Origin of the sequence: Caballeronia sp. GAFFF1 (genome assembly GCF_023630705.1) — a bacterium.
In the GTDB taxonomy this organism is placed as follows: Bacteria; Pseudomonadota; Gammaproteobacteria; order Burkholderiales; family Burkholderiaceae; genus Caballeronia.
This window is the reverse complement of record NZ_JALQEM010000041.1, coordinates 379268-401439: the sequence shown is the minus strand read 5'-3', so window position 1 is coordinate 401439 and position 22172 is coordinate 379268. Positions and strand designations below refer to the sequence as shown.

Below are 22172 nucleotides of genomic sequence, written 5' to 3'. Positions count from 1 at the left end.
GCGCGGTTCGGAGCGCGTGCACCATGCGCCCCGAACCGTTCGTCGATCAACGCGCCGCTTCTGCTTCCGGCTCGTTAGTCGTGTAGGCCGGCGTTTCGCGGCCTTCGCCCGGAAGCGGCTTGCCTTCCAGCGGCGGCAGCTTCTTGGCTTCTTCGAGGTCGATGCCCGCGCCCTGCGCGACGCGCGTTCCGTAGTCCGGATCGCAATGCCAGAAGTGCCACACCATGCGCAGCGCGATCGGCTTCGGGCACGCCTTCATGTCTTCGACGAGGTTCGCGATCAGGTCATCGCGCTCCCAATCCTCGAACGTGCGATACCGCTCGCCGGCCTGCTTGTAGTCGTCCTGCGTGCGTGAGGTCTGATAGCGTCCGAGATGCCCTTCGACCCACTGGTGGTAGTCGTGCTCCTTCTTCGGCGCTTCTTTCAGGCCACCCATCATGCTCGGCTCATAGTTGACGTGCGGATTCTCGCCCGCCTGATCGACGTAATACGCCATCTGCCCGTCGCGCTGATTCGTGCGCGCGCCGTTCTTCGGCGCATTGACCGGCAGTTGCAGATAGTTCGGGCCGACGCGATACCGCTGGGTATCCGAATACGAGAGCGTGCGTCCTTGCAGCATCTTGTCGTCGGAGAAGTCGATGCCGTCCACCAGCACGCCGGTGCCGAACGCGGACTGCTCCGTTTCGGCGAACACATTCTTGGGGTTCTGGTCGAGCACGAGACGTCCCACCGGCAGAAGCGGAAACTTGTCCTCGGGCCAGCGTTTGGTGTCGTCGAGCGGATCGAAGTCGAGTTCGGGATGCTCGTCGTCCGACATGATCTGCACGCACATTTCCCACTCGGGATACTCGCCCCGTTCGATCGCATCGTACAGGTCGCGCGTGGCATGGCCCACGTCCTTCGCCTGAATCTCGGACGCCTGCTGCGAGGTCAGATTCTTGACGCCTGCTTTCGGCTCGAACGAGAACTTGACGAGCACGGCTTCGCCCTGATCGTTCACGAGCTTGTAGGTGTTGACGCTCGAACCCTGCATGTGGCGGTAGCCGGCGGGAATGCCCCACGGACTCTTGACCCACGTCACCATGTGCAGCGATTCCGGATGATGCGCGATGAAATCGTAGAAGCGCCACGGCTCCTGCCGGTTGGAGACAGGATCGGGCTTGAACGCGTGGATCATGTCGGGGAACTTGATCGCATCGCGGATGAAGAAAATCTTGAGGTTGTTGCCGACGAGGTCCCAGTTGCCGTCTTCCGTATAGAACTTGATGGCGAAGCCACGCGGATCGCGTGCCGTCTCGGGCGACTCCTTGCCGCCGATCACCGTGGAAAAGCGCAGGAAAACGGGCGTCTTGACGCCGGTTTGCGTCAGCACCTTCGCGCGCGTGTACTTGGAAGCCGGTTCATTGCCGATCTTGCCGTACGGCTCGAAGTAGCCGTGAGCCGCGGTGCCGCGCGCATGCACGACGCGCTCGGGAATGCGTTCGCGATCGAAGTGAGTAATCTTTTCGATGAACGGATAATTTTCCAGCGTCGCCGGGCCGCGTTCGCCGACGGTGCGCATGCTCTGATTGTCGGGAACAGGGTGTCCCTGTCGCGTGGTGAGAAATGCCTTGTCGCTCATAGCGCGCTCCTTGCTCTGTGCCAGAGTCACAGGTGAGTGGTCGAGCCGGCGGCATTGTTCTTGTCCGCCGGTTCGTCTCGTCGTAGCAACGCGCATACCGGTGGCCGGTACGGTTACAGGACGACGCGCGTCTATGTTAAGCGAGTTCGCGTCCAGCATTCGTCGATGTTCGAGCGGGCAGATCGTTATGTGGATCTGCCCGCGTGCCGCTTACTTCGGGTTGGCCACGACGAAGTTCTTGAACGCGCTGTAGGCCGCCTTGGTGGTCTTGCCGTCGTTCTTCAAGAGACCGTAGTTGCCTTCGCCGCCCACGGGGTCGTCATACAGCTGATACGCCTGGATCGACTGGATGTTGTACTTCGAGGCGATAGAGACGAACTGCGCCATCATCTTGTTGCCCACGAGGTACGACGCGATCTGGTCGTCCGTGCCCAGCCACGGCCGCACACCGAACTCGTTGATCCAGATCGGCTTGCCGAACTGTTGCAGCGTCGCGAGGATGTCGTGACAGCCGGTGCCGCCGCAAGCACGCGTGATGTCGCCCTGATCCGAATACCAGTGCCACGCGGTAATGTCCCACGTCACCTTCGGATAGCCCGACGTGCCGTCCGGCTGCGTGCCGTTCCACAGCATCTGGTCGAAGCCGTAGTGCATCCACGCGCCGCCGCCGATGATGATCTTGCCGTTCGTATCCACCGACTTGATGCCCGCGATCATGCCGCGCACGATGCCGCGCGCGATCTGGAACTTGGCGTTGACGAACTGCTGCGGATACACGCCGTCCACATTGCCGGTCAGAAGGCTGCTGTCGAGCTCGTTGCTGACTTCGTAGTACGGGTACTTATACGCCGTTGCTGTTTGCTGGCCGAGCGTGAAGCCGGCGTTATAGGCGTCGGTTTCGTTCGTGAAGCTGCTCACGCCGATGAGCAGCACGGGATAAACCGTGACGCCTGCCGCTGCTGCCGTCTTCGCGATGCCGGCGAGCTTGGTCGCCGAACCGAGGTTGTACACCTCGTTGCGGTAAAGCGTGGCGCCGAGGTCCTTCACCTGTTGAAGCTGAAGCGTGGGCGTCGAAATGTCGTACGCGCCGCCTTCGTTATTGTGGCCGTTGATGCCGTAGAAAATGCTGCCCGGCACGGTCGAGGCCTTCGCGGTGGCGGCTGCATCGAAGGCGGAGTCGGCGGCGCTGCCACCGCCGCAAGCGGCGAGCAGCAATCCCGTGGTCATTGCGGCGGCGATGGCTGCCTTGCGCGCGAAGAGGCGTCGAGTGGTGGTCTGGGTCATGATTTTTTGTTGGTTAGTATGGTAAGTACTACTGATGGACAAGCGTGCATCGTCGAAAGGAGGCGTGCTGTCCGGAGCGCCGTTCAGGGGCGGGTCGGCAACGGGCCACGAGTCCCGCGTATCTCTGCGGGCGGGCAAAGCTGCATCAACTTCGATTCAACTGCCGAGCGCGTACGCTTCCGTGGCTTTCACCGTCCGGAAGTGCAAAAGTGCAAACGTTTGCAGTTCAATGGATTTAGGAAGAACTTACCGAGTTTGTAACCAGGTGTTGCTCTTCTTGCTTGTTTAACGACCCACCCCGAGGCGACTTTAGCTTTTGTCTAAAGAATCTACTGCATGTTTTTCGACGCGCGGTAGAAGTTACTTTTCGACTGACCGCGCGTTCTCCGCCCGAAGGAAATCGACGAACGCGCGCAGCGGCCCCGGCATGTGAGCGCGGCTCGGGTAGTAGAGCGACGGCCCCGGAAAGCTCTGCCACCACGGCTTGAGCACGGGCACCAGCGTGCCGCGCTCGATCTCGGCGCGGACGAATTCTTCGAAGGTATAGGTCAAGCCGAGTCCGGCGAGCGCGGCGCTTCTGCTCAGTTCGATCGACGTCGTGGCGAGCGGCCCGCGCGGCGCGATGCGCACCGTCTTGCCGCCGCGCTTGAATTCCCACGACGCGAGCACGCCGCTTTCGAAGCGATGCGCAATGCATGAGTGATTCACCAGTTCGCGCGGATGCTTCGGCTCGCCATGCACTTCGAGATACGCAGGCGCGGCGGCCGCGACGAAGCGTTGCGTGCGCGGTCCTATCGGCACGGCGATCATGTCGCGCTCGATGCTTTCGTCATAGCGGATGCCGGCGTCGAAACCGGCGGCGAGCACGTCGATGAAGTTGTCGGTTGCGCTGACTTCCAGCGAGATGCCCGGATGCGCGGCAAGAAAGCGCGGAATGATGGACGGAAGAATTTCCCGCGAGGCGATGGTCGGCACATTGAGACGCAGCGTGCCCGTGGGACTGTCGCGGAAGACGTTGACGGCGTCGAGCGCGCCGGCGATCTCCGCGAACGCGGGCGTGAGCCGCTCGATCAGACGCTGCCCGGCTTCGGTCGGCGTCACGCTGCGCGTGGTGCGGTTCAGAAGCCGCACGCCGAGCCGCGCTTCGAGACGGCGAATGGCGTCGCTCAAAGACGAAGCGGACACGCCGCGCAGAAGCGCCGCCTGACGGAAGCCGCGCGAGCGCGCCACCGCGAGATAAGCATGCAGGTCCGACAGATCCGGTTCGCTCATTGTTCGCCTCGGCGCACAGCCCATTCGAATTGAGGCGGATTATCGCACGCGCAGTTTGCTCGGATAATGCATCGCAAGCCCGGGTTAGCGGGCTCCATCGTCTGACCATCTCGTTGGGAGAATCAACATGAAAGTGCGTCAACTCGGCAAGACGGGACCGCAATCGTCCGCCATCGGTCTCGGCTGCATGGGCATGTCCGGCATGTACGGCCCGTCCGACCGCGCGGAAAGCATCGCGACGATTCATGCCGCGCTCGAAGCAGGCGTCACGCTGCTCGATACCGGCGACTTCTACGGCATGGGCCACAACGAATTGCTGATCGCCGAGGCGCTGCAGAGCGCGCCGCCGTCGCGCCGCGATTCGGCGATCATCAGCGTGAAGTTCGGCGGCATGCGCGAGCCGTCGGGCAACTGGACCGACTACGACGCGCGGCCCAATGCGGTGAAGAACTTTCTCGCCTACACGTTGCAGCGCCTGCAAGTCGACCATATCGACATTTACCGCCCTGCGCGGCTCGATCCCAAGGTGCCGATCGAAGACACCGTGGGCGCGATCGCGGACATGATCCAGGCGGGCTATGTGCGCCACGTCGGACTGTCCGAAGTGGGCGCGGCGACCATCCGCAAGGCTGCGGCCGTGCATCCGGTGTGCGATCTGCAAATCGAATACTCGCTGATTTCGCGCGGCATCGAGGAGGCGATCCTGCCGGCGTGCAGGGAACTCGGCATCGGCATCACGGCGTACGGCGTGCTGTCGCGCGGACTCATCAGCGGCCACTGGACGAAGGCATCGGCGCAAGCGGGCGACTGGCGCGCGCACAGCCCGCGGTTTCAGGAGGGCAACGTCGAGCGCAACCTCGCGCTCGTCGATGCGCTCGCGCAGATCGCGCAGACGAAGGGCGTGAGCGTGGCGCAGATCGCGATTGCGTGGGTGCTCGCGCAGGGCGAGGACATCGTGCCGGTCATCGGCGCGCGCACGCGGGAGCGGCTCGTCGAATCGCTGGGCGCGCTCGAGGTCTCGCTGAACGCGGACGATATCGCCGCCATCGAGGCTGCCGTGCCAAAGGGCGCCGCTGCCGGAGACCGCTATGCGACCGTGCAGATGGCGCATCTCGACAGCGAGAAAGGCTGACCGCGCGCGCGTGACGGAGCGGGTCCACGAGTTGCGGCGTGATCCGCGCGCGCTGTCGGTGCGCGACCCATTCACTGCCGCAGCGCGGCCAAGGAGATTCTGATGAAGGCATTCGTTGTCCGCGCGCCGGGCGGACTGGACAAGCTCGAGATTCGCGACGTCGCCGACCCGGGCGCGCCGGGGCCGGGACAAATCCGTGTTGCGATACACGCGACATCGCTCAACTTTCACGACCTGCTCGTGGTGAGCGGCAAGAGCCCGACCGCCGATGGCCGCGTGCCGATGGCGGACGGCGCGGGCGTCGTGGAGGCGCTCGGCGACGGCGTGACCGAGTTCGCCGTCGGCGACCCTGTGGTGTCGTGCTTCTTCCCGCAATGGCTCGACGGCGCCGCGCAAGCCGAGGTGGGCAACTTCGCGGGCACGCCGGGCGACGGCATCGACGGCATGGCGGCGATGCACGTGGTGCGCGCGGCGACCGCTTTCACCCACGCGCCGCGCGGCTGGCGTCACGCCGAAGCCGCGACCATTACGACAGCGGGGCTCACCGCCTGGCGCGCGCTCGTTGCGGACGGCGCGCTCAAGGCGGGCGACACCGTGCTCGCGCTCGGCACCGGCGGCGTGTCGATCGCGGCGTTGCAGATCGGCAAGATGATGGGCGCGCGAATCATCGTTACGTCGTCGTCCGACGAGAAGCTGGAGCGCGTGAAGGCGCTCGGCGCCGACGAGGTCGTCAACTACCGCAGACACGAAAAGTGGGCGGCGCAAGTGCTCGAGCTGACCGGCGGACGAGGCGTCGATCACGTGATCGAAGTGGGCGGGCCGGGCACGCTCGCGCAGTCCATCGAGGCGGTGCGCGTGGGCGGGCATATCTCGTTGATCGGCGTGTTGACGGGGCGCGAAGGCACCGTGCCGACGTCGCTGCTGATGGCGCGGCAGGCGCGCTTGCAGGGGCTGATCGTCGGCAGCCGGCGGCAACAGCAGGAGTATGTGCGCGCGCTGGAAGAGAGCGGCGTGCGGCCTGTCATCGACCGGACTTTCGACTTCGATGCGCTCGCGGATGCGTTCCGCTATCAGCAAAGCGCGGCGCATCTGGGGAAGATTTGCGTCGAGTGGTAAGAGCTTCGATGCCGCGCGTGGCATGCGCATTGCATCGATGCGGGTCGAATAATCGAAGGAGAATGCAATGATTGGCAAGTACACAGCGGCATTGGGTCTCGTGCTCACGACTGCGGTAATTGCCGCGACGCCCGCCTCGGCGAACGACGCAGGCGGCTCTGCGCTCCTGCTCGCGCAGGCGACGCCGGGCAATCAGCAACGCAACGAAGGGCTCGGCGTGCGCGGCGGGCAGTCGGGACAGAGCGGACAAGGCGCGAGTCCGCAGGGCGGTCAGGGCGGCGCGACCCAGACCGGCACGCCGCCGGCGGAACTGAAGCGCGATGAGACCGCGCGGCAGCATGGGAAGGCGGGCGGGGCGTCGGGGGCAAGTGGGAAGTAGGGGGGTAATTTGGTCGTGCATGCATCCGTAGTTGATGCGCGGCGTCAAGCGCGTCGCGTCTGGGCCGAAGCCTCGACGCTCGGAAGCTGCGCGCCGCGCAATGCGGGCGGCGCTTTGCGGGGCGAGTGGAGAGTCGCGCGTGGTGCGGTCGAGCACGCATCCGTACTTGATGTGCGGCGTCAAGCGCGTCGCGTGTCAGCCGAAGCCTCGACGCTCGGAAGCTGCGCGCCGCGCAATGCGGGCGGCGCTTTGCGGGGCGAGTGGAGAGTCGCGCGTGGTGCGGTCGAGCACGCATCCGTACTTGATGTGCGGCGTCAAGCGCGTCGCGTGTCAGCCGAACCCTCGACGCTTGGAAGTTTCGGGCCGCGCAATGCGGGCGGCGCCTTCTTCCGATGAGCTCACGTTGCGCGAGGCACTGCATCAATCGGTGACGTGTTCGCCGACGTCGGAACCATTCTGGCTTGATGCAGCACGAACGGGATGCGCTTCGAGTGCGCGTGCCATGACATCTCGCATCTCTGCAATCTCTCTCGCGCGAATCTCGTCAGTCGCGGACTCGCGACGCACGGCTTCGTTATGCTGGTCGTTCATACGCGTCGCGTCATGACCGGACGTACCGCCATATCGCGGCAACGCGCGTGCCGCACGCCTGATCCGCCGATACGCCCACGCGTGCCCGCATCGAGCAACACAGCCGCAGCCGCGATCATCGGCGGATCGCGTCAAGATGAGTCGAGGTAACGAAGACTCTTCGAAGTCGCCATAACCCAACTTGCGCGCGTGCCGCGTCATGCGGTCAAATGGCAGCCCGCTTCCCGACTTCTCGACACCCGATCCCGCTCTTATGAAGACACGCTTCGCCCGACTCGCCGCCTTCTCATTCGTCGCCACCGTCGCATGCGCAAGCGTCGCGGCATACGCGGCCGACTTGCACGTGATGACCTCGGGCGGCTTCACGGCCGCGTACAAGGCGCTCGGCCCCGAGTTCGCCAAGGAGACCGGCAATACGCTCGACACCATCCTCGGCCCTTCCATGGGCAAGTCGCCCGAAGCGATACCCAATCGCCTCGCGCGCGGCGAGGCCGCCGATGTTGTCATCATGGTCGGCTACGCGCTCGAAGATCTCATCAAGGACGGCAAGGTGATGCCCGGCTCGCGCGTCGAGCTGGCGGATTCGCGCATCGGCATGGTGGTGCGCGCGGGGGCGCCGAAGCCCGACATCGGCACCGTCGATGCATTGCGGCAGACGCTGCTGAACGCCAAATCCATCGCGTATTCGGACAGCGCGAGCGGCGTGTACATCAAGAACGAAATGTTCAGAAAGCTCGGCATCGAGGATCAGGTCGGGCCGAAGGCAAAGATGGTTCCGCGCATTCCCGTGGCCTCGGTCGTCGCGAACGGTGACTACGAGATCGGCTTCCAGCAGGTCGCCGAATTGTTGCCGGTGCCGGGCGTCGAGTTCGTCGGCAAGGTGCCGGAGGAAGTGCAGTCGGTCACGCGCTACGCAGCCGGCATTCCGGTCGGCGCGAAGCATCCAGACGAAGCGCGGGCGCTGCTCCGGTTCCTCGCGTCGCCCGCCGCGCAGCCGACCGTCCGCAAGACCGGGCTCGATCCGGTCGCGCAATGAAGCCGCGTTGATACGGGCGCGGTTTCGCGATAGCGCTGGCGATCGCAAGCGCTGCGCTCGACGTGCGTGGCCCATGCTGCTCAGGTCCCAATGCGCGGACGGCGGCGCTACGGACCACAGACGCCTTGATAGCACGAGGCAACGAAGCAAGCGCGTTGCTGGCCGCGACGCGCGTCGTCTGTCGAATATCAGCCCTCGATCTACCCGTACACCTCGGCCTCAGCCAGCCCTTCCTCGAACACGACCCATCGGTTCCTTCCCCCGTGCTTGGCCGCATACATCGCCGCGTCGGCCTTATTGAGAAGCGGCTGCGCTTCGTCGCCGTCTTCGGGGCACGTGCTGATGCCCACGCTCAGCCGCGGACCGACCGTGTCGCTGCCGAGCTGGACCGGCGCGTTCACCGCGTCGATGAGCCGCGCGGCTAGCGACTTCACCGCTTCCAGCGCGGGCAGCGTCGACACCAACACGAATTCGTCGCCGCCGTATCGCCCGATCTGCTCTGTGGGGCCTGCCGTCGCCATGAGCCGCGCCGCCACCGTGGCCAGCAGTTCGTCGCCGAGATGGTGACCGAGCGAATCGTTCACCACCTTGAACTCGTCGAGATCGATGAACAGCACGCTCACGCGTGTGCCGTCCGCCCGCGCCCGCGCGAGCGTGTCGTCCAGACGCCGCGCGAGCGTCGCCCGATTCAAAAGGCCGGTGAGCACGTCGCGTTCGTTCAGATGCTTGAGCGCGCGCGAACGGTCGGCAAGCTTGATCGCCGTGCGATGCGTGACGATGCCGAGCGACAACGGATAGACGATCAGCATCGGCGCACTCGCGATGGTGCTCGCCGACACGCTGCCCCAGTCGAATCCGACGCCGAACACGAGCGCGCCGAGCGCGAATCCCGCTAGGCAAAAAAGCGAGCCGCGGGCGAGCAAGCGCGCGCCGCCCGCCGCCACGTTGTTCATCATGAACATCAAGAGAACGAGTGTGGACGGCAGCCACGCGAACTTCATCGCGACGACGATCATCGCGCCCGCGAGGTTGTCGACGTAGATATTGCGCCGCTCGCTGCGGTCCGGGTAGGCGCCGGCGCGCGCGAGGACAAACGCGAGGTGCGGCCAGCCGAAGCAGTAGGCCAAGACGAATAGCCGCGCGCCGGCCGACGCATGCTGCGTCCACAGCACCGTCTGAACGAGCACGAAGCCCATCGCGAGGCCGATGCAGCGCAGCCCGTACGAACGCCTCGCAAAGCCGGCGCCGCGGCGATGCGTCGTCGGGCGCTCGTCCGGGGCGAGATCGGACGCATCAGCGAAGGTCATGGCAGCAGCCCTCGGTCGATTCAAAGCCCGCGCGATGCGCGAAAGCATGTTCGCACCCGAGCATGCCCGGCGCATCGCCGCGACGGGCGACGATGCGGCGGGTAGTCGATAGAAGGTGACGAAGCATGGGCCTGTGGGATGGACGAGCGAACGAGCCGGCCGCGCGGCAAACGCGTGGCGATAGCTGGTTTACGTCGCGCGAATGCGATGCTTTAGCGCGACGAACGGCGCATTTACCCGCAGAACGCCGCAAAGCTTTTGTCCAGGCGCGGCCGCGTAACGCTTTCGAAAGTCCGCCGAGACGAATCGTCAACTCAAGGTAAGTCTGCCGCAAGCGCACTGTCTTAATGAGGCCATCAGCGGGTGCTTAAATCCGTCGCGCGTGCACAGTGCGCGCTCTCGCTTTCGCGGCGCCTGAAAGCGCGAACGACCGAACCACTATCAAAACGACACCGGAGTCCCCTTCATGTTTCGTCGAGCCCTCATGGTTGGCGCATCGGCCGCCGCCGCAATCGGCATGTACGCCTGCGGCAGCGACCACAACGACACCGCGCAAAGCGCGCAGAACAAGCTCGCCACGGCGACGCCGATCAAGCATCTCGTCGTGATCTTCAACGAGAACGTCTCGTTCGATCACTACTTCGCGACCTACCCGAACGCCACGAACCCGGCCGGCGAACCGGCCTTCACGGCGGCGGCGGGCACTCCGGCGGTCAACGGCCTGAGCGGCACGCTCCTCACCGCCAACCCGAACTTCACGAACACGCTGAACGGCGCGGCGGCGGCCAATCCGTTCCGCCTCGACCGCACGCAGGCGGCCACCGCCGACCAGAATCACGCGTACACGGCCGAACAGCAGGCCTACAACAACGGCGCGGCGGACCTGTTCCCGAAGTACACGGGTAAGGGTTCGAGCGGCGGCGCGGGTTCGTTCGGCACGGCCGGGCAGGTGATGGGCTACTTCGACGGCAACACGGTCGCCGCGCTCTGGAACTACGCGCAGAAATTCGCGATGAGCGACAACGCCTACACCGACACCTACGGCCCGTCGACGCCGGGCGCGCTCGAAGTGGTGTCCGGCCAGAACAACGGCATGCAGATCGTCAAGGCGAGCAAGCCGGTGTTCAATATGACGACGGCCTCGGGTTCGTACTATGTCGCAGACGGCCAGGGCGGCTACTCGATGATCAACGACGTCGATCCCGGCTACGACATCTGCTCGAGCACGACCGACCAGGCGATGATGACCTCGAAGAACATCGGCGATCTGCTCAACGCGAAGAACATCACGTGGGGCGGCTTCATGGGCGGCTTCAACCTCGCGACCGTGAACGGCAACGGCACGACGGGCTGCAAGCGCAGCACCGTGTCGCCGGTGGTCGGACAGGCGACGGCCGACTATATCCCGCACCACAACTGGTTCCAGTACTACGCGTCGACGGCCAATCCGCAGCACTTGCGCCCGAGCTCGACGGCGGCCATCGGCTCGTCGGTGCAAGCGGACGGCAAGACGCCGGAGCCCGCGAACCATCAGTACGACAGCGACGACTTCTTCGCGGCGGTGAAGGCGGGCAACTATCCGTCGGTGAGCTTCGTGAAGGCGCCCGCGTTCCAGGACGGCCACGCCGGCTACTCGGACCCGCTCGACGAACAGGCGTTCACCGCGAAGGTCGTCAACTTCCTGCAACAGCAGCCGGACTGGAACAGCACCGCCGTGATCGTCGCATGGGATGACTCGGACGGCTGGTACGACCACGCCTACGCCACGCCGACTGCCTCTTCGTTCGACGCGCAGGCCGACCAGCTGAACGGCGCGGGCAAGTGCGGCTCCGGCGCGGCGCCGATCGGCGTGAACGGCGGCGCGGTGAACGGCCGCTGCGGCCCGGGCACGCGCATTCCGTTCCTCGTGATCTCGCCGTGGGCGAAGGTGAACTACGTCGATCACACGCCGATCAGCCAGGCTTCCGTGGTGCGCTTTATCGAAGACAACTGGCTCGGCTCCGCGCGTCTCGGCGGCGGCTCGTTCGATGCGACCGCGGGCAGCATCATGGGCATGTTCGACTTCAGCGGCAAGGGCAACAACGCGAAGCTCTTCGTCGATCCGAACCTCGGCTCGCCGGTGGCATCGGTGCCGGCGATCTAAGCTCGCCATGCGCACGAGCACGCACGGCGCGTCCGTGCGTGCTCATGCCTTGACGTTTTCCGTTGTCGCCGCTTGCCGGCGACAACGCGTTTTCATCGAAGCTCTCGTATTCATCAGTCCATGTCCACTACCGTCGATCCGGCTCTCGGCCACTCCAGCGTTGAACCGAACCGGAAGCGCCGCGCGCTTCGCGTGGCCGCTCTGCTCATCGTCGCGGCGGGCGCGTTCGGCGCGTATGCCGTCGTCGCGCCGTCGCGCGTGCCCGCGGCAATCGGCGATGTCGTCGAAAATCTGACCGGCGCGAACGCGCATCCCGTCGTGTTGCAACGTCCGCCGACGGTGCAACTGAGCGCCGTCGCGCAACTCGGCAAGCGCATCTTCTTCGACCCGACTCTGTCGGCGTCGGGCCAGCAGTCGTGCGCCTCCTGCCACGATCCGGCGCATGCCTTCGGCCCGCCGAACGATCTCGCCGTGCAGCAGGGCGGGCCGCATCTGACGCTCCCGGGATACCGGCCGCCGCCGTCGCTCATGTATCTGTACCGGCAGCCGGCATTCAGCATCGGTCCCGATCAGGGCGATGCCGACGAAGCGCCGGATCTCGCGAAACTCGCCGCGCAGGCGAGCGGCACGGCGCGCGCGCAGAAAAGCGCGGGCGTGGCGCCCGCCGCCCCGGCGATGGTGCCGCAAGGCGGCCTCTTCTGGGACGGCCGCGCGGATACCTTGCAGGCGCAAGCGAGCGGACCGATGGTCAATCCGGTCGAAATGGCGAACGCGAGCCTCGCGCAAGTCGCGGACAAGCTCGCGCGTACGTCCTACAAGGCGGACTTCGAGAAGCTCTTCGGGGCGCGCATTTTTATTAGCGGCGATCTGGCGGTATCGGAGGCAATGTTCGCCGTGGCCCGCTATCAGGTGGAAGAGCAGGCGTTTCATCCGTACACGAGCAAATACGACTACTGGCTCGAAGGCAAGGCGCGGCTGACGCAGGCGGAACTGCACGGACTGCGCCTTTTCAACGATCCCGACAAGGCGAATTGCGCGGGCTGCCATGTCTCGAAGCCGAGCACGGACGGTCTGCCGCCGATGTTCACCGACTTCCAGTACGAATCGCTCGGCGTGCCGCGCAACAAGGCGCTCGCGATCAATCGCGATCCGACGTTCTACGACATGGGCGTGTGCGGGCCGTTCCGCGAAGACCTGCGCGAACAAACGCAGTATTGCGGCATGTTCCTCACGCCCACGCTGCGCAACGTCGCGACGCGGCACGCGTTCTTTCATAACGGCATCTATCGTTCACTGGACGACGTGATGGCGTTCTATAACGAGCGCAATACCGCGCCGCAGAAGTTCTACCCGAAGGACGCCAAGGGCGAGGTGCGCAAATACGACGACCTGCCGCCGCAATTTCACGCGAACGTGGACGACAAGGACGCGCCGTTCGATCGCAAGTTCGGCGATACGCCCGCGATGACGCCAGAGGATATTCACGATATCGTCGCGTTTCTTCATACGCTGAACGACGGTTATAAGCCTTGAAAAGCGCGGTCGCTAAGGCGTGGCCATGACACGGCGCGGCACGTGCGGCGCGTTTTGCGCGATGTCGTCGAGTTCGTCGCGCACGACGTCGATGCTGAACATGGCTTCTTCACGCGCACCGTCGACGTGAATGGTTTCGAGTCGCCGGCGCACCGCGCCATAGCGCGCGCCGGCTTTGCGATGCAACTCCGCGCGCTCGCTATAGCGTAGAAACGTCTGCAACGAGGCGAGCACCGCAGCGCTCATGCTCGTCAGTCCGACGACCACCCGCAATCCCGGCGACACGGCCAGCGTCACAAGCGACACGAACGCCGATGTGCCCGTGAGCGCGGTTATCGCGATGACCGCGAGGCCCAGGTGTCGTGCGCAGGCACTCAGGCGGTCGGCCATCGCGTAGTGACGGATTTGCGCTTCGCGGGCGCGTCTTATCCATGTGAGAACGAGCGTTTCGGGGTCGTGCGGCGGGTCGTAGGGCGCGTGCTTGATAGAAGTGGGCATGTTCAGAAAGCATTGGAATCTTGATAGTGAATATGCCTGCTGAATAGGACAGACGGCGTCTCGGATGAGGAGGCTGGCACCGCGACGCCTTTCTTATTGCTACGCGGTGCGCATCACGATCGATCGTTCGACTTCAGGTCGAAGGTGCTGACTTGCATGCGGCTTTCTCCGCGCACGCCGGTCTCGTCGTCAAGCCCCGCTCGTCGCGTAGAATGAACTCGCCGCTTCGTCTCGTCTCCCGCGAAACAGGACACTCCATGCTCCAGCCATTTGCGTCGTCAGAGCCGTTCACGATCGGAGTCGAACTGGAAGTTCAGGTCGTGAATACACACGACTACAACCTGACGAAGGCGACGACGGAACTCCTGAATCGCGTGAGAGAAGAGCATTTCGAGGGCGCGATCAATCCGGAGACAACCGAAGGGATGATCGAGTTGTCGACGGGCATCTGCAAGAGCTTCGATCAGGCCAGAGGCGAATTGCAGGTGCTTCGCGATACGCTCGTTCGGGCAGGCGACTTTCTCAATGTCGGCGTGTGCGGCGGTGGAACGAATTTTTTCCAGAACTGGTACGACCAGCGTTCCGACGGACGCGAGCGCTCGGAATATCTGATGGGGCTTTATGGCGCGCTCTATCAGCAATTCACTATCTTCGGCCAGCACGTGCATGTCGGCTGCGCGGACTCCGACTCGGCACTCGTTTTGTTGCATTCGCTTTCGCGTTACGTGCCGCATTTCATTGCGCTCGCCGCGTCTTCTCCGTTCGTGCAGGGCAGCGACACGCAGTTTCAATGCGCCCGCCTGAATTCGGTCGCGCCGTTTCCTTTGTCGGGGCAAGCGCCTTTCGTGACGAAATGGAGTGAGTTCGAAGCGTACTTCGAACGCATGACGCACACGGGTCTCGTCAAAAGCCTGAAAGACTTCTATTGGGACATTCGCCCGAGTCCGGGATACGGGACCATCGAAGTGCGCGTGATGGATACGCCGCTGCGCGTCGAATGGGCCGCGGCCATTGCCGCGTATATTCAGTCGCTCGCGCGCTATCTGCTGACCGATCTGCCTTTGCGCCTGACCGAGCGCGACTACGAAGTCTATCGGGCGAACCGGTTCATGGCGTGCCGCTTCGGACTGGACGGCGTATGCGTCAATCCGGAGACAGGGATGCGCCGCCCGATTGGCGAAGACATTCTCGCCACGCTCGACGCCATCGCGCCGCACGCCCGCGCTCTCGCCGCTGATGAAGCGCTCGACGCAATCAGGCGCACCGTGACCCAGGGAATGACCGATGCGATGTGGCTGCGCCGCATCTACGGCGCGCACGATTCGCTGCACGAAGTGGTGCGCCAGCAGTGCCGCGTATGGCGCGGCGCGCAGACGCCGGAATGATGCGGCTTTCGCTGGCCTACCGTGACACCGCCGCCACGCAGTCGATCTCGATGTCGAAGCGTCCCGGCCACGCAGGCACGTTCACGAAAATGCGCGCTGGCGGCGCATGCCCGAAGAAGCGCGTATAAATCTCGTTCACGACGGAAAACAGCTCTACCGACGTGCAGTAGACATTGCACTTCAACACCTGATCGAGCGACGATCCCGCCGTCTCCACGCACAGCTTCAGTTGCTCCAGCACGCGTTGCGTCTGCTGCTCGATAGGCGCATCGAGCACGTCGCCGGTTTCGGGATCGAAGGGCGGAAGACCCGAGACAAACACTGTGTCGCGATGACGCGTGACAACCGATACTGGCGCCTTCCTGCGTTCGAGCCAACTGGAAAGCGGTTCCACGCGAATGATTTCACGAGCCATGACGGGCTCCTTCGAAGTCACGCGTTGCCCGAAAACAGCGCGTTGAGTTGGGCGCCGGATGCCGCGCCCTCGAAACCGTCGAAGCGTCCGTCGGCAAGCGTCGCGGCCGCGCGCATGAAACCGCCCCATGCGGCCCGTGCCAGTCCGCCGCCGACGCTCACGCGCCGCACGCCGAGCGCGGCGAGATCGCTCAACGTGAAGGCCGACGGTCCGCCGATCAGCACGTTGACGGGCTTGGGCGCGACGGCGGCGACCACGGCCTCGATCTGCTCGCGAGTGTGAATGCCGGGCGCGTAGAGGCAGTCGGCGCCCGCCGCCGCGTAGGCCGTGAGGCGCGCGAGCGTGTCGCTTAGATCGGGCGTTCCGGCAAAGAAATTCTCCGCGCGGCCGACCAAGAGCGTGTCGCCGCCATTCGCATCGATGGCGCGGCGCGCCGCTTGCAGGCGCGCGACGGCGACGTCGAGCGGAAAGAGCGGCGCGGACGCGTCGCCGGTGGAATCTTCGATCGACAACCCGGCCACGCCGGTCGCGACCGCCAGCTCGACGCTTGCGGCAACATCGGCCGGCGTCGCACCGAAGCCGTTCTCGAAGTCGGCGTTCACGGGAAGATCGGTGGCGTCCACCATCGTGCGCAAATGCCCGAGGACGAGATCGCGCGTGACGTGATTGTCGGCGTGCCCGGTGGACCAGGCAAACCCGGAACTCGTGGTCGCGAGCGCCTGAAAGCCGAGGCTCGCGAGATAACGCGCGCTGCCCGCGTCCCAAGGGTTGGGCAAGATGAAGCAACCCGACTCATGCAATGCGCGAAAGGCCGCGCGTTTCTTTGCGACGCAGCGTGACATGATGTGCTCCCGATAGTTGACGCTCAATGCGAACCATTGTCTCACCGGCTCGCGCCGAGTCGTTTCACGCGCGCCTGAAGCGTGGCTGCCTCACCGTACATAGTTCAGAAGCCCTTGCACGAGCGCATCGAAGGTCGCGCGGCAAGGCGGCGACGCGCGCAGGTCCTCGTGCATGGTGACCCACGTTTCCAGTTGCAGCGCGACGAGCTTGGGCAGCACGCGGACGAGCGACGCGTCGCGGCGGGCGAGCGGCACCTGACACACGCCGATGCCCGCGCCCGCGCGGATCAGCGCGAATTGCGCGACATCGCTGTCGGTGCGTAGCGAGAGCGCGCCGCGCGAGTAGCCGGGAAAAGCCTTACTCGCCTCGCGGACGAAGGCCGTCCATTGATCGTAGCCGATGATCGCGTGTTTCCACAGCGCCGCCGCGTTCCTGGGCGTGCCATGCATCGCGAGATAGTCGCGATGCGCATGCAGCCCGAGTTCGATGTTGCCGACACGCCGCGCGACGAGTTGCGTCTGCTTCGGCCGCACCATGCGCACGGCGATATCGGCTTCGCGCCTGAGCAGGTCCTGCACGCGATTGGACAGCACCAGTTCCACGACCAGCTGCGGATGGTGTTGCCGCAGCGCGGCGATGATGGGCGGCAGCACTTCGACGCCGACCACATCGCTCGCCGATACGCGCACCACGCCCCGCACGTCGTCGCCATTGCCGTGACCGCTGGCCGCGCGTTCCAGCGATAGAGCCGTGCTCTGCATCGCCTCCGCATGAGCGCGCAGATTGAGCGCGACGTCGGTCGGCTGCAAGCCGGTTTGCGAACGCGTGAAGAGGCTCACGTTCAACGCCCGTTCGAGCGCCTCGATGTGACGGCCAGCGGTCGGCTGCGTGATGCCCAACGCGCGCGCCGCCGCCGACAGCGATCCTTCCTGAAGCACCGCTAACAGCGTGCGATAGAGTTCCCAGCCTATGTTGTCTGCCATGCAAATTTGTATATCCGCTCTACGTGGTTCGGCAATTCTATTGCAGCCGTGTCTCGCGCAGAATCATCCAATCGACATAACAAGGAGCGTGTCATGACTCGGGAAACGGCTTTGGTGCTCGGCGCAACCGGCGGCATCGGCGGCGAGGTTGCGCGGCAGTTGCGCGATGGAGGCTGGCGCGTGCGCGGCCTGCGGCGTTCCGCTGCGGCGAGCGAGCAGACGGACGGCATCGAATGGATTCACGGCGATGCGATGAATCGCGCGGACGTGACACGCGCGGCGAAGGGGGCGACGGTCATCGTGCACGCGGTGAATCCGCCGGGCTATCGGCGCTGGGCCGATCTCGTGCTGCCGATGCTCGACAACACGATTGCGGCAGCGAAAACCGAGCGCGCGACGATCGTGCTGCCCGGCACGGTGTACAACTTCGGACCGGACGCGTTTCCCGCTATCGTCGAGGATGCGCCGCAGCATCCGGTCACGAAGAAAGGCGCAATTCGCGTGGAGATGGAAGCGCGGCTCGAACATGCAAGCCGCGACGGCGTGCAGACGTTGATCGTGCGCGCGGGCGATTTCTTCGGGCCGAAAGCGGGCAACAACTGGTTCTCGCAAGGGCTCGTCAAGCCGGGAAAGCCGGTCGAAAAGATCGTCTATCCGGGGACGGCAGGTGTCGGACACGCGTGGTCGTATCTACCGGACGTGGCACGCACCATGGTCGAACTGCTTGAGCGCCGCAATACGCTGGATGGTTTCGCGCGCTTTCATATGAGCGGCCATTGGGACGAAGACGGCACACAATTCGCCGCGGCCATTCAACGCGTGGTAGCGCGGCAGAGCGGGCGAGCGCCTGCGATAGGCGCCTTTCCGTGGTGGCTGCTGGCGCTTGCATCGCCATTCAACGTGACTTTTCGCGAGATGCGCGAAATGCGTTATCTATGGCGAACGCCGGTGCGCATGATCAACACACGGCTTCTCGATGTGCTCGGTCATGAGCCGCATACGCCGCTCGACGATGCAATCGAAGCGACGCTCGTTGGACTGGGTTGTCTTGAGTCACTCGAAGCGAATGACTTCGAACAAGAGGCGTAACCAAGACAGGGATTGCACATAGCCGCTCGTCGTCGTAACGTGAGTTATCCGGCGTCGCGATTGCCGAGGGCAACGATCATGTCAACCGAGTGGAAACGTCGCGTCCGATTGTTCGTGCAGCGTTTCTGGCAACCGACAAGTGCATGCATGACCTGCATGCCGGGTAGCTGGAGCAACGTCATGAGTCTCGCGCACTGGACTATCGCATTCAAAACCGGACTTCTGACGGGACTTCTCGCGGTGCTCCTCACTTTCACGCCGGCGACGAAACTCTATGAAAACCGATACGGCAATGCATTGCTGGTGGGCTTGCTGACTGCATTAGGCGATGCGTATTCACACGCAAGTCATTACTCCAATCCGTACGTCGAACATTTTCTGACTGGCGTGGTATCAGGAATCTTCGCGTTCATCGCTTCATTTCTATTTGAGGACCGCGCTCGCCGCATTCGTAAGATTTGGGCGCGTATTTTCGGATAGCGTGCAATTAGCGGCTTCGCGCGCGCCGAAAAATCGTCAAAATGCGTTTGCTTCGATCGATGTCGGCCATTGTGTCACGCGATGAATGTGTTTCGCGGGCGACGCATATGGCATAGTGCGGGCATTGCAATCGAAAAGGGGAATCCTATGGCAACGCTCAAAGACATTCAGACGAAGATAGCCAAGCTACAGGCGCAAGCCGAAGCAATAGCAAAGAAACAGTCGGCGGGTGTCATCGCCCGAATTCATTCGTTGATGGACGAATATGGTTTGACTGTCGACGACTTGCGTGCGCACGCGGCCGGCAAAGACACTGGCGCGAAACGCGGCGCAAGCGCGGGGTTGCAGAAAGGCGGCGCGTCGAATGCGAAATATCGCGATCCGAAGAGCGGCGCGACGTGGAGCGGTCACGGCCGCGCGCCGGGCTGGATTGCAAATGCCAAGAACCGCAACAGGTTTCTCATCGACGGCGGCGCAAGCACGGCCTCAGCCGCCGATGCGAAACCGGCCAAGCAACTCGGCAATTATGTACGCGGCCCGCAGCCGCCGAAGTATCGCGATCCGAAGACAGGCGCGGAATGGAGTGGCCGAGGCAAGGCACCGGCGTGGCTCGCCTCCGCGAAAGACAGAACCAAGTTTCTGATCGATGCCGCAGCGGCGAACGGCGCGTCCGGCAAAAAGACGGCAACCAAGAAGGAGGCAACCAAAAAGGCGGCCACGAAGAAGGTCGCAAAGAAAACGCAGGCCGCGACGAGGAAAACGGCGACGAAGAAGGCTGCAAAGAAGGCTTCCGTCAAGCGCGCTTCGGTATCCGAGGCTGCGCAAAATGGCAGCGCAAACGCAGCCGAGGCGAGTTAAGTCACGCGAGCGCCGGTTCGTCATGTCAATGACTCCGGCGCTTCTTTGAGCACGGCCAAGAAGCGTGCTAATCGCTCGCCTTGCATGGCGACTGATGAATCATCCGGCTAATCGGCCAACTCATGCGAAAAGAAGGCACGGATGCGGCCTTCCGCTATCGCACATGTCAAATCAAATCGAACTCGGGCCGATGAGCCGTTCATCGACGAGGTAAAGCCTACCTTCGCAACTCACTTTTATTCCTGCTGGCGCAGTAAGTCTTATTGAATTGATTGCCATCCCACGCGTTGGTACACGCCCCGCTTGACTTCCATCGCGCCGCCGTCAACGATTCTTACGCGGACGCAAAAAAACGCACCGCACGACGCGGCACGAGAAAGCCGTTCACGAGAGCGATTCAATTGCCAGGAGGAAGGAGACATGCCCGAAGCATTCTGCAGGCCTCGCTATATCCGGTACGTCAACAAGGCAGCGGTGGCGGCTGCGCCGTTTGCCGCGCTGGCGCTTGCCGCGTGTCATGGCGGAAACGACGATAACAACAACGGCACGCCGCCGACCGCTGCGCTCAGTTGTGCGCAACTCGCGGGAATGAGCGTGCCTGCAAGCGCGATCGGTTTGCCGACGACGGGCGCGACCGTCGCCGCCGCCGCGATCGTGCCCGCATCCGGAACGGGCGTCACGGCGACGCCCGAGTATTGCCTCGTGAGCGGATCGATTGCGCCCGTCGATCAGACCGCGCCGAAGATCAACTTCCAGGTCGCGATGCCGACGCAGTGGAACAGCAAGGCGATGATGTTCGGCGGCGGCGGCTACGACGGCACGATACCCGCCGTGGGCGGCAACGTCCCGGCCGGCCCGACGACACAGCCCGCGCCGCTCGCTCGCGGCTATGCGGTATTCGCGAGCGATTCCGGCCATCAGGCCGGCGCGCTCGGCAGCCGCGACGGTTCGTTCGGCACCAACGACGAAGCCGTCGCGAACTTCTCCGGCGATGCGCTCAAGAAAACGCGCGATGCGGCGGTCTATCTGATCGGCAAGCGCTATGCGGTGGACAAGCCCAAGCGCGCCTACTTCGCAGGCGGCTCGTCCGGCGGACGCGAGGCGCTGGCGGTCGTCCAGCGTTGGCCGCAGGACTGGGACGGCTCCATCGTGCTGTATCCGGCATGGAATGCGGCGACGCTGGACCTTCAGTTTGGCCGCATCACGCGCGCGCTCGCGCAGCCGGGCGCGTATCCGAATCAGGCGAAGCGCAAGGTGCTGCTCGATGCCGCGGTGTCCGCCTGCGATGCGCTCGACGGCGTAGCGGACGGTCTCATCAGCAACGTGGCCGCCTGCAATGCGAGCTTCGATCCGGCGACCGCGACGGTGAACGGCACGCCGCTGCGATGCGCGAACGGCGCGGACACGGGCGACACGTGCCTCTCCGATGCGCAGATCACGGCGCTCAAGGTCTACGCGACGCCGATCACGTTCAGTTACCCACTGGCAAGCGGAGAGACGCAGTATCCCGGCTTCAACGTGTGGGGCGCAGACCTGGGCGTGGTCAATGCATCGGCGGTGCAGCCGACCGTCATTGCCCTCGCGTTGAACCTGGTGCAGCCGGCGAGTCCCATGCCTGCCACCGCGCCTTACTTCAGCGTCTTCTGGGATCAGTGGATTCGCTACTTCGTGGCGCGTGATCCGAGCGTCAACTCGCTCACGGTCGATCCGCAAAACCCGGGCGCGTATCAGGCACGGATCAGCGCGCTGACGGCCGAGCAGGACGTGAACAAGACGGACCTGTCCGCGTTCAATGCGAAGGGCGGCAAGATCCTGATGGCGCACGGCATGTCCGATGCGCTCGTCAGCACGCAGGCCACTGAGCAGTATTACCAGCGTCTGCGTCAGACGATGGGCGCGTCCACGGTGAGCAATTTCGTGCGCTATTACGAGATTCCCGGCTACGGGCACTCGATCAGCAGCATCTTCAATGCGGGATGGGACTCGCTGACGACGCTCGAGAACTGGGTCGAGAAGGGCGTAACGCCGCCTGCGCAGATCGTCGCGGACAAGACGGGCGTGCCGGGCCGCACGCGCCCGCTCTGCGAGTACCCGACCTTCCCGCGCTATAACGGTTCGGGCGATGTGAACGTCGCGTCGAGCTTTACGTGCGCGGCGCAGTAGTGGCTGTTTGATGACCGATGCCGCGGGCTTGCATCATGCTCGCG

At 64.2% G+C, this 22172-nt stretch carries 20 protein-coding genes; 11 read left to right on the top strand and 9 right to left on the bottom strand.

All coding sequences use genetic code 11. From position 1 onward, the window contains the following. Positions 1-46: 46 nt before the first annotated feature. The 3 genes from NCR37_RS27140 to NCR37_RS27130 form a co-directional block, all read right to left on the bottom strand. Complete coding sequence (locus tag NCR37_RS27140; RefSeq protein ID WP_250475891.1) at positions 47-1621, bottom strand: catalase; 1575 nt, start codon at positions 1619-1621, stop codon at positions 47-49. Positions 1622-1831: 210 nt separating this feature from the next. Beyond that, positions 1832-2905 carry a glycosyl hydrolase gene (locus NCR37_RS27135; RefSeq protein WP_250475890.1) on the bottom strand — a complete coding sequence of 358 codons (1074 nt, stop codon included), beginning with the start codon at positions 2903-2905 and terminating at the stop codon, positions 1832-1834. Between the two features lie 360 nt (positions 2906-3265). After that, entirely contained in the window at positions 3266-4177 is a 912-nt protein-coding gene (locus NCR37_RS27130) for a LysR family transcriptional regulator (RefSeq protein ID WP_250475889.1), read from the bottom strand. A 127-nt stretch (positions 4178-4304) separates the two neighbouring features. On the opposite strand from NCR37_RS27130, the gene NCR37_RS27125 reads away from it, so the two are divergent. The 3 genes from NCR37_RS27125 to NCR37_RS27115 all read left to right on the top strand — a co-directional run bounded on the left by NCR37_RS27125 (position 4305) and on the right by NCR37_RS27115 (position 6804). Beyond that, positions 4305-5309, top strand: coding sequence for an aldo/keto reductase (locus tag NCR37_RS27125; protein ID WP_250475888.1), 1005 nt, complete (start codon positions 4305-4307; stop codon positions 5307-5309). Between the two features lie 102 nt (positions 5310-5411). Beyond that, positions 5412-6425 carry a zinc-dependent alcohol dehydrogenase family protein gene (locus NCR37_RS27120; protein ID WP_250475887.1) on the top strand — a complete coding sequence of 338 codons (1014 nt, stop codon included), beginning with the start codon at positions 5412-5414 and terminating at the stop codon, positions 6423-6425. Positions 6426-6492: 67 nt separating this feature from the next. Beyond that, complete coding sequence (locus NCR37_RS27115) at positions 6493-6804, top strand: hypothetical protein (protein WP_250475886.1); 312 nt, start codon at positions 6493-6495, stop codon at positions 6802-6804. Between the two features lie 420 nt (positions 6805-7224). On the opposite strand, the gene NCR37_RS28775 is transcribed toward NCR37_RS27115, so the two are convergent. After that, positions 7225-7395, bottom strand: coding sequence for a hypothetical protein (locus tag NCR37_RS28775; RefSeq protein WP_250475885.1), 171 nt, complete (start codon positions 7393-7395; stop codon positions 7225-7227). A gap of 253 nt (positions 7396-7648) precedes the next feature. On the opposite strand from NCR37_RS28775, the gene NCR37_RS27105 reads away from it, so the two are divergent. After that, on the top strand, positions 7649-8431 hold the full coding sequence (locus NCR37_RS27105; RefSeq protein ID WP_250475884.1) for a substrate-binding domain-containing protein: 783 nt from the start codon (positions 7649-7651) through the stop codon (positions 8429-8431). A gap of 200 nt (positions 8432-8631) precedes the next feature. On the opposite strand, the gene NCR37_RS27100 is transcribed toward NCR37_RS27105, so the two are convergent. Further along, entirely contained in the window at positions 8632-9738 is a 1107-nt protein-coding gene (locus NCR37_RS27100; RefSeq protein WP_250475883.1) for a sensor domain-containing diguanylate cyclase, read from the bottom strand. A 466-nt stretch (positions 9739-10204) separates the two neighbouring features. Between NCR37_RS27100 and NCR37_RS27095 the strand changes: the two genes are divergently transcribed. After that, the gene (locus tag NCR37_RS27095) at positions 10205-11881 is read left to right on the top strand and encodes a phospholipase C (protein WP_250475882.1); all 1677 of its coding nucleotides are present in this window, start codon (positions 10205-10207) and stop codon (positions 11879-11881) included. Positions 11882-12001: 120 nt separating this feature from the next. Next, positions 12002-13414, top strand: a complete 1413-nt coding sequence (locus tag NCR37_RS27090) for a cytochrome-c peroxidase (RefSeq protein WP_250475881.1) — start codon at positions 12002-12004, stop codon at positions 13412-13414. A gap of 12 nt (positions 13415-13426) precedes the next feature. On the opposite strand, the gene NCR37_RS27085 is transcribed toward NCR37_RS27090, so the two are convergent. Continuing rightward, on the bottom strand, positions 13427-13912 hold the full coding sequence (locus tag NCR37_RS27085) for an SLATT domain-containing protein (protein ID WP_250475880.1): 486 nt from the start codon (positions 13910-13912) through the stop codon (positions 13427-13429). A 257-nt stretch (positions 13913-14169) separates the two neighbouring features. On the opposite strand from NCR37_RS27085, the gene NCR37_RS27080 reads away from it, so the two are divergent. Continuing rightward, complete coding sequence (locus NCR37_RS27080; RefSeq protein WP_250475879.1) at positions 14170-15297, top strand: YbdK family carboxylate-amine ligase; 1128 nt, start codon at positions 14170-14172, stop codon at positions 15295-15297. A gap of 16 nt (positions 15298-15313) precedes the next feature. Here the strand turns inward: NCR37_RS27080 and NCR37_RS27075 are convergent, their stop codons facing one another. The 3 genes from NCR37_RS27075 to NCR37_RS27065 all read right to left on the bottom strand — a co-directional run bounded on the left by NCR37_RS27075 (position 15314) and on the right by NCR37_RS27065 (position 17538). Continuing rightward, positions 15314-15712, bottom strand: coding sequence for a RidA family protein (locus tag NCR37_RS27075; RefSeq protein WP_250475878.1), 399 nt, complete (start codon positions 15710-15712; stop codon positions 15314-15316). Positions 15713-15729: 17 nt separating this feature from the next. After that, entirely contained in the window at positions 15730-16554 is an 825-nt protein-coding gene (locus NCR37_RS27070; RefSeq protein ID WP_250475877.1) for an isocitrate lyase/PEP mutase family protein, read from the bottom strand. A gap of 90 nt (positions 16555-16644) precedes the next feature. Then, positions 16645-17538, bottom strand: coding sequence for a LysR family transcriptional regulator (locus NCR37_RS27065; protein WP_250475876.1), 894 nt, complete (start codon positions 17536-17538; stop codon positions 16645-16647). Between the two features lie 93 nt (positions 17539-17631). On the opposite strand from NCR37_RS27065, the gene NCR37_RS27060 reads away from it, so the two are divergent. The 4 genes from NCR37_RS27060 (at position 17632) to NCR37_RS27045 (ending at position 22128) form a co-directional block, all read left to right on the top strand. Then, on the top strand, positions 17632-18627 hold the full coding sequence (locus tag NCR37_RS27060; RefSeq protein WP_250475875.1) for an NAD-dependent epimerase/dehydratase family protein: 996 nt from the start codon (positions 17632-17634) through the stop codon (positions 18625-18627). A gap of 78 nt (positions 18628-18705) precedes the next feature. Continuing rightward, positions 18706-19107: a hypothetical protein gene (locus NCR37_RS27055; RefSeq protein WP_250475874.1), complete on the top strand. Its 402-nt coding sequence runs from the start codon at positions 18706-18708 to the stop codon at positions 19105-19107. 147 nt (positions 19108-19254) lie between these two features. After that, positions 19255-19965, top strand: a complete 711-nt coding sequence (locus NCR37_RS27050) for an H-NS family nucleoid-associated regulatory protein (RefSeq protein ID WP_250475873.1) — start codon at positions 19255-19257, stop codon at positions 19963-19965. 420 nt (positions 19966-20385) lie between these two features. Beyond that, a complete protein-coding gene (locus tag NCR37_RS27045) occupies positions 20386-22128 on the top strand; it encodes a tannase/feruloyl esterase family alpha/beta hydrolase (RefSeq protein ID WP_250475872.1) in 1743 nt (580 codons plus the stop codon). Positions 22129-22172 lie beyond the last annotated feature (44 nt).

Coding starts and splice junctions, on each gene's coding strand:
- NCR37_RS27095 (WP_250475882.1), top strand. CDS start 10,205: ATGTTTCGTCGAGCCCTCATGGTTGGCGCATCGGCCGCCGCCGCAATC.
- NCR37_RS27105 (WP_250475884.1), top strand. CDS start 7,649: ATGAAGACACGCTTCGCCCGACTCGCCGCCTTCTCATTCGTCGCCACC.
- NCR37_RS28775 (WP_250475885.1), bottom strand. CDS start 7,395: ATGAACGACCAGCATAACGAAGCCGTGCGTCGCGAGTCCGCGACTGAC.
- NCR37_RS27090 (WP_250475881.1), top strand. CDS start 12,002: ATGTCCACTACCGTCGATCCGGCTCTCGGCCACTCCAGCGTTGAACCG.
- NCR37_RS27050 (WP_250475873.1), top strand. CDS start 19,255: ATGGCAACGCTCAAAGACATTCAGACGAAGATAGCCAAGCTACAGGCG.
- NCR37_RS27085 (WP_250475880.1), bottom strand. CDS start 13,912: ATGCCCACTTCTATCAAGCACGCGCCCTACGACCCGCCGCACGACCCC.
- NCR37_RS27070 (WP_250475877.1), bottom strand. CDS start 16,554: ATGTCACGCTGCGTCGCAAAGAAACGCGCGGCCTTTCGCGCATTGCAT.
- NCR37_RS27080 (WP_250475879.1), top strand. CDS start 14,170: ATGCTCCAGCCATTTGCGTCGTCAGAGCCGTTCACGATCGGAGTCGAA.
- NCR37_RS27055 (WP_250475874.1), top strand. CDS start 18,706: ATGTCAACCGAGTGGAAACGTCGCGTCCGATTGTTCGTGCAGCGTTTC.
- NCR37_RS27125 (WP_250475888.1), top strand. CDS start 4,305: ATGAAAGTGCGTCAACTCGGCAAGACGGGACCGCAATCGTCCGCCATC.
- NCR37_RS27075 (WP_250475878.1), bottom strand. CDS start 15,712: ATGGCTCGTGAAATCATTCGCGTGGAACCGCTTTCCAGTTGGCTCGAA.
- NCR37_RS27100 (WP_250475883.1), bottom strand. CDS start 9,738: ATGACCTTCGCTGATGCGTCCGATCTCGCCCCGGACGAGCGCCCGACG.
- NCR37_RS27065 (WP_250475876.1), bottom strand. CDS start 17,538: ATGGCAGACAACATAGGCTGGGAACTCTATCGCACGCTGTTAGCGGTG.
- NCR37_RS27060 (WP_250475875.1), top strand. CDS start 17,632: ATGACTCGGGAAACGGCTTTGGTGCTCGGCGCAACCGGCGGCATCGGC.
- NCR37_RS27135 (WP_250475890.1), bottom strand. CDS start 2,905: ATGACCCAGACCACCACTCGACGCCTCTTCGCGCGCAAGGCAGCCATC.
- NCR37_RS27120 (WP_250475887.1), top strand. CDS start 5,412: ATGAAGGCATTCGTTGTCCGCGCGCCGGGCGGACTGGACAAGCTCGAG.
- NCR37_RS27115 (WP_250475886.1), top strand. CDS start 6,493: ATGATTGGCAAGTACACAGCGGCATTGGGTCTCGTGCTCACGACTGCG.
- NCR37_RS27045 (WP_250475872.1), top strand. CDS start 20,386: ATGCCCGAAGCATTCTGCAGGCCTCGCTATATCCGGTACGTCAACAAG.
- NCR37_RS27140 (WP_250475891.1), bottom strand. CDS start 1,621: ATGAGCGACAAGGCATTTCTCACCACGCGACAGGGACACCCTGTTCCC.
- NCR37_RS27130 (WP_250475889.1), bottom strand. CDS start 4,177: ATGAGCGAACCGGATCTGTCGGACCTGCATGCTTATCTCGCGGTGGCG.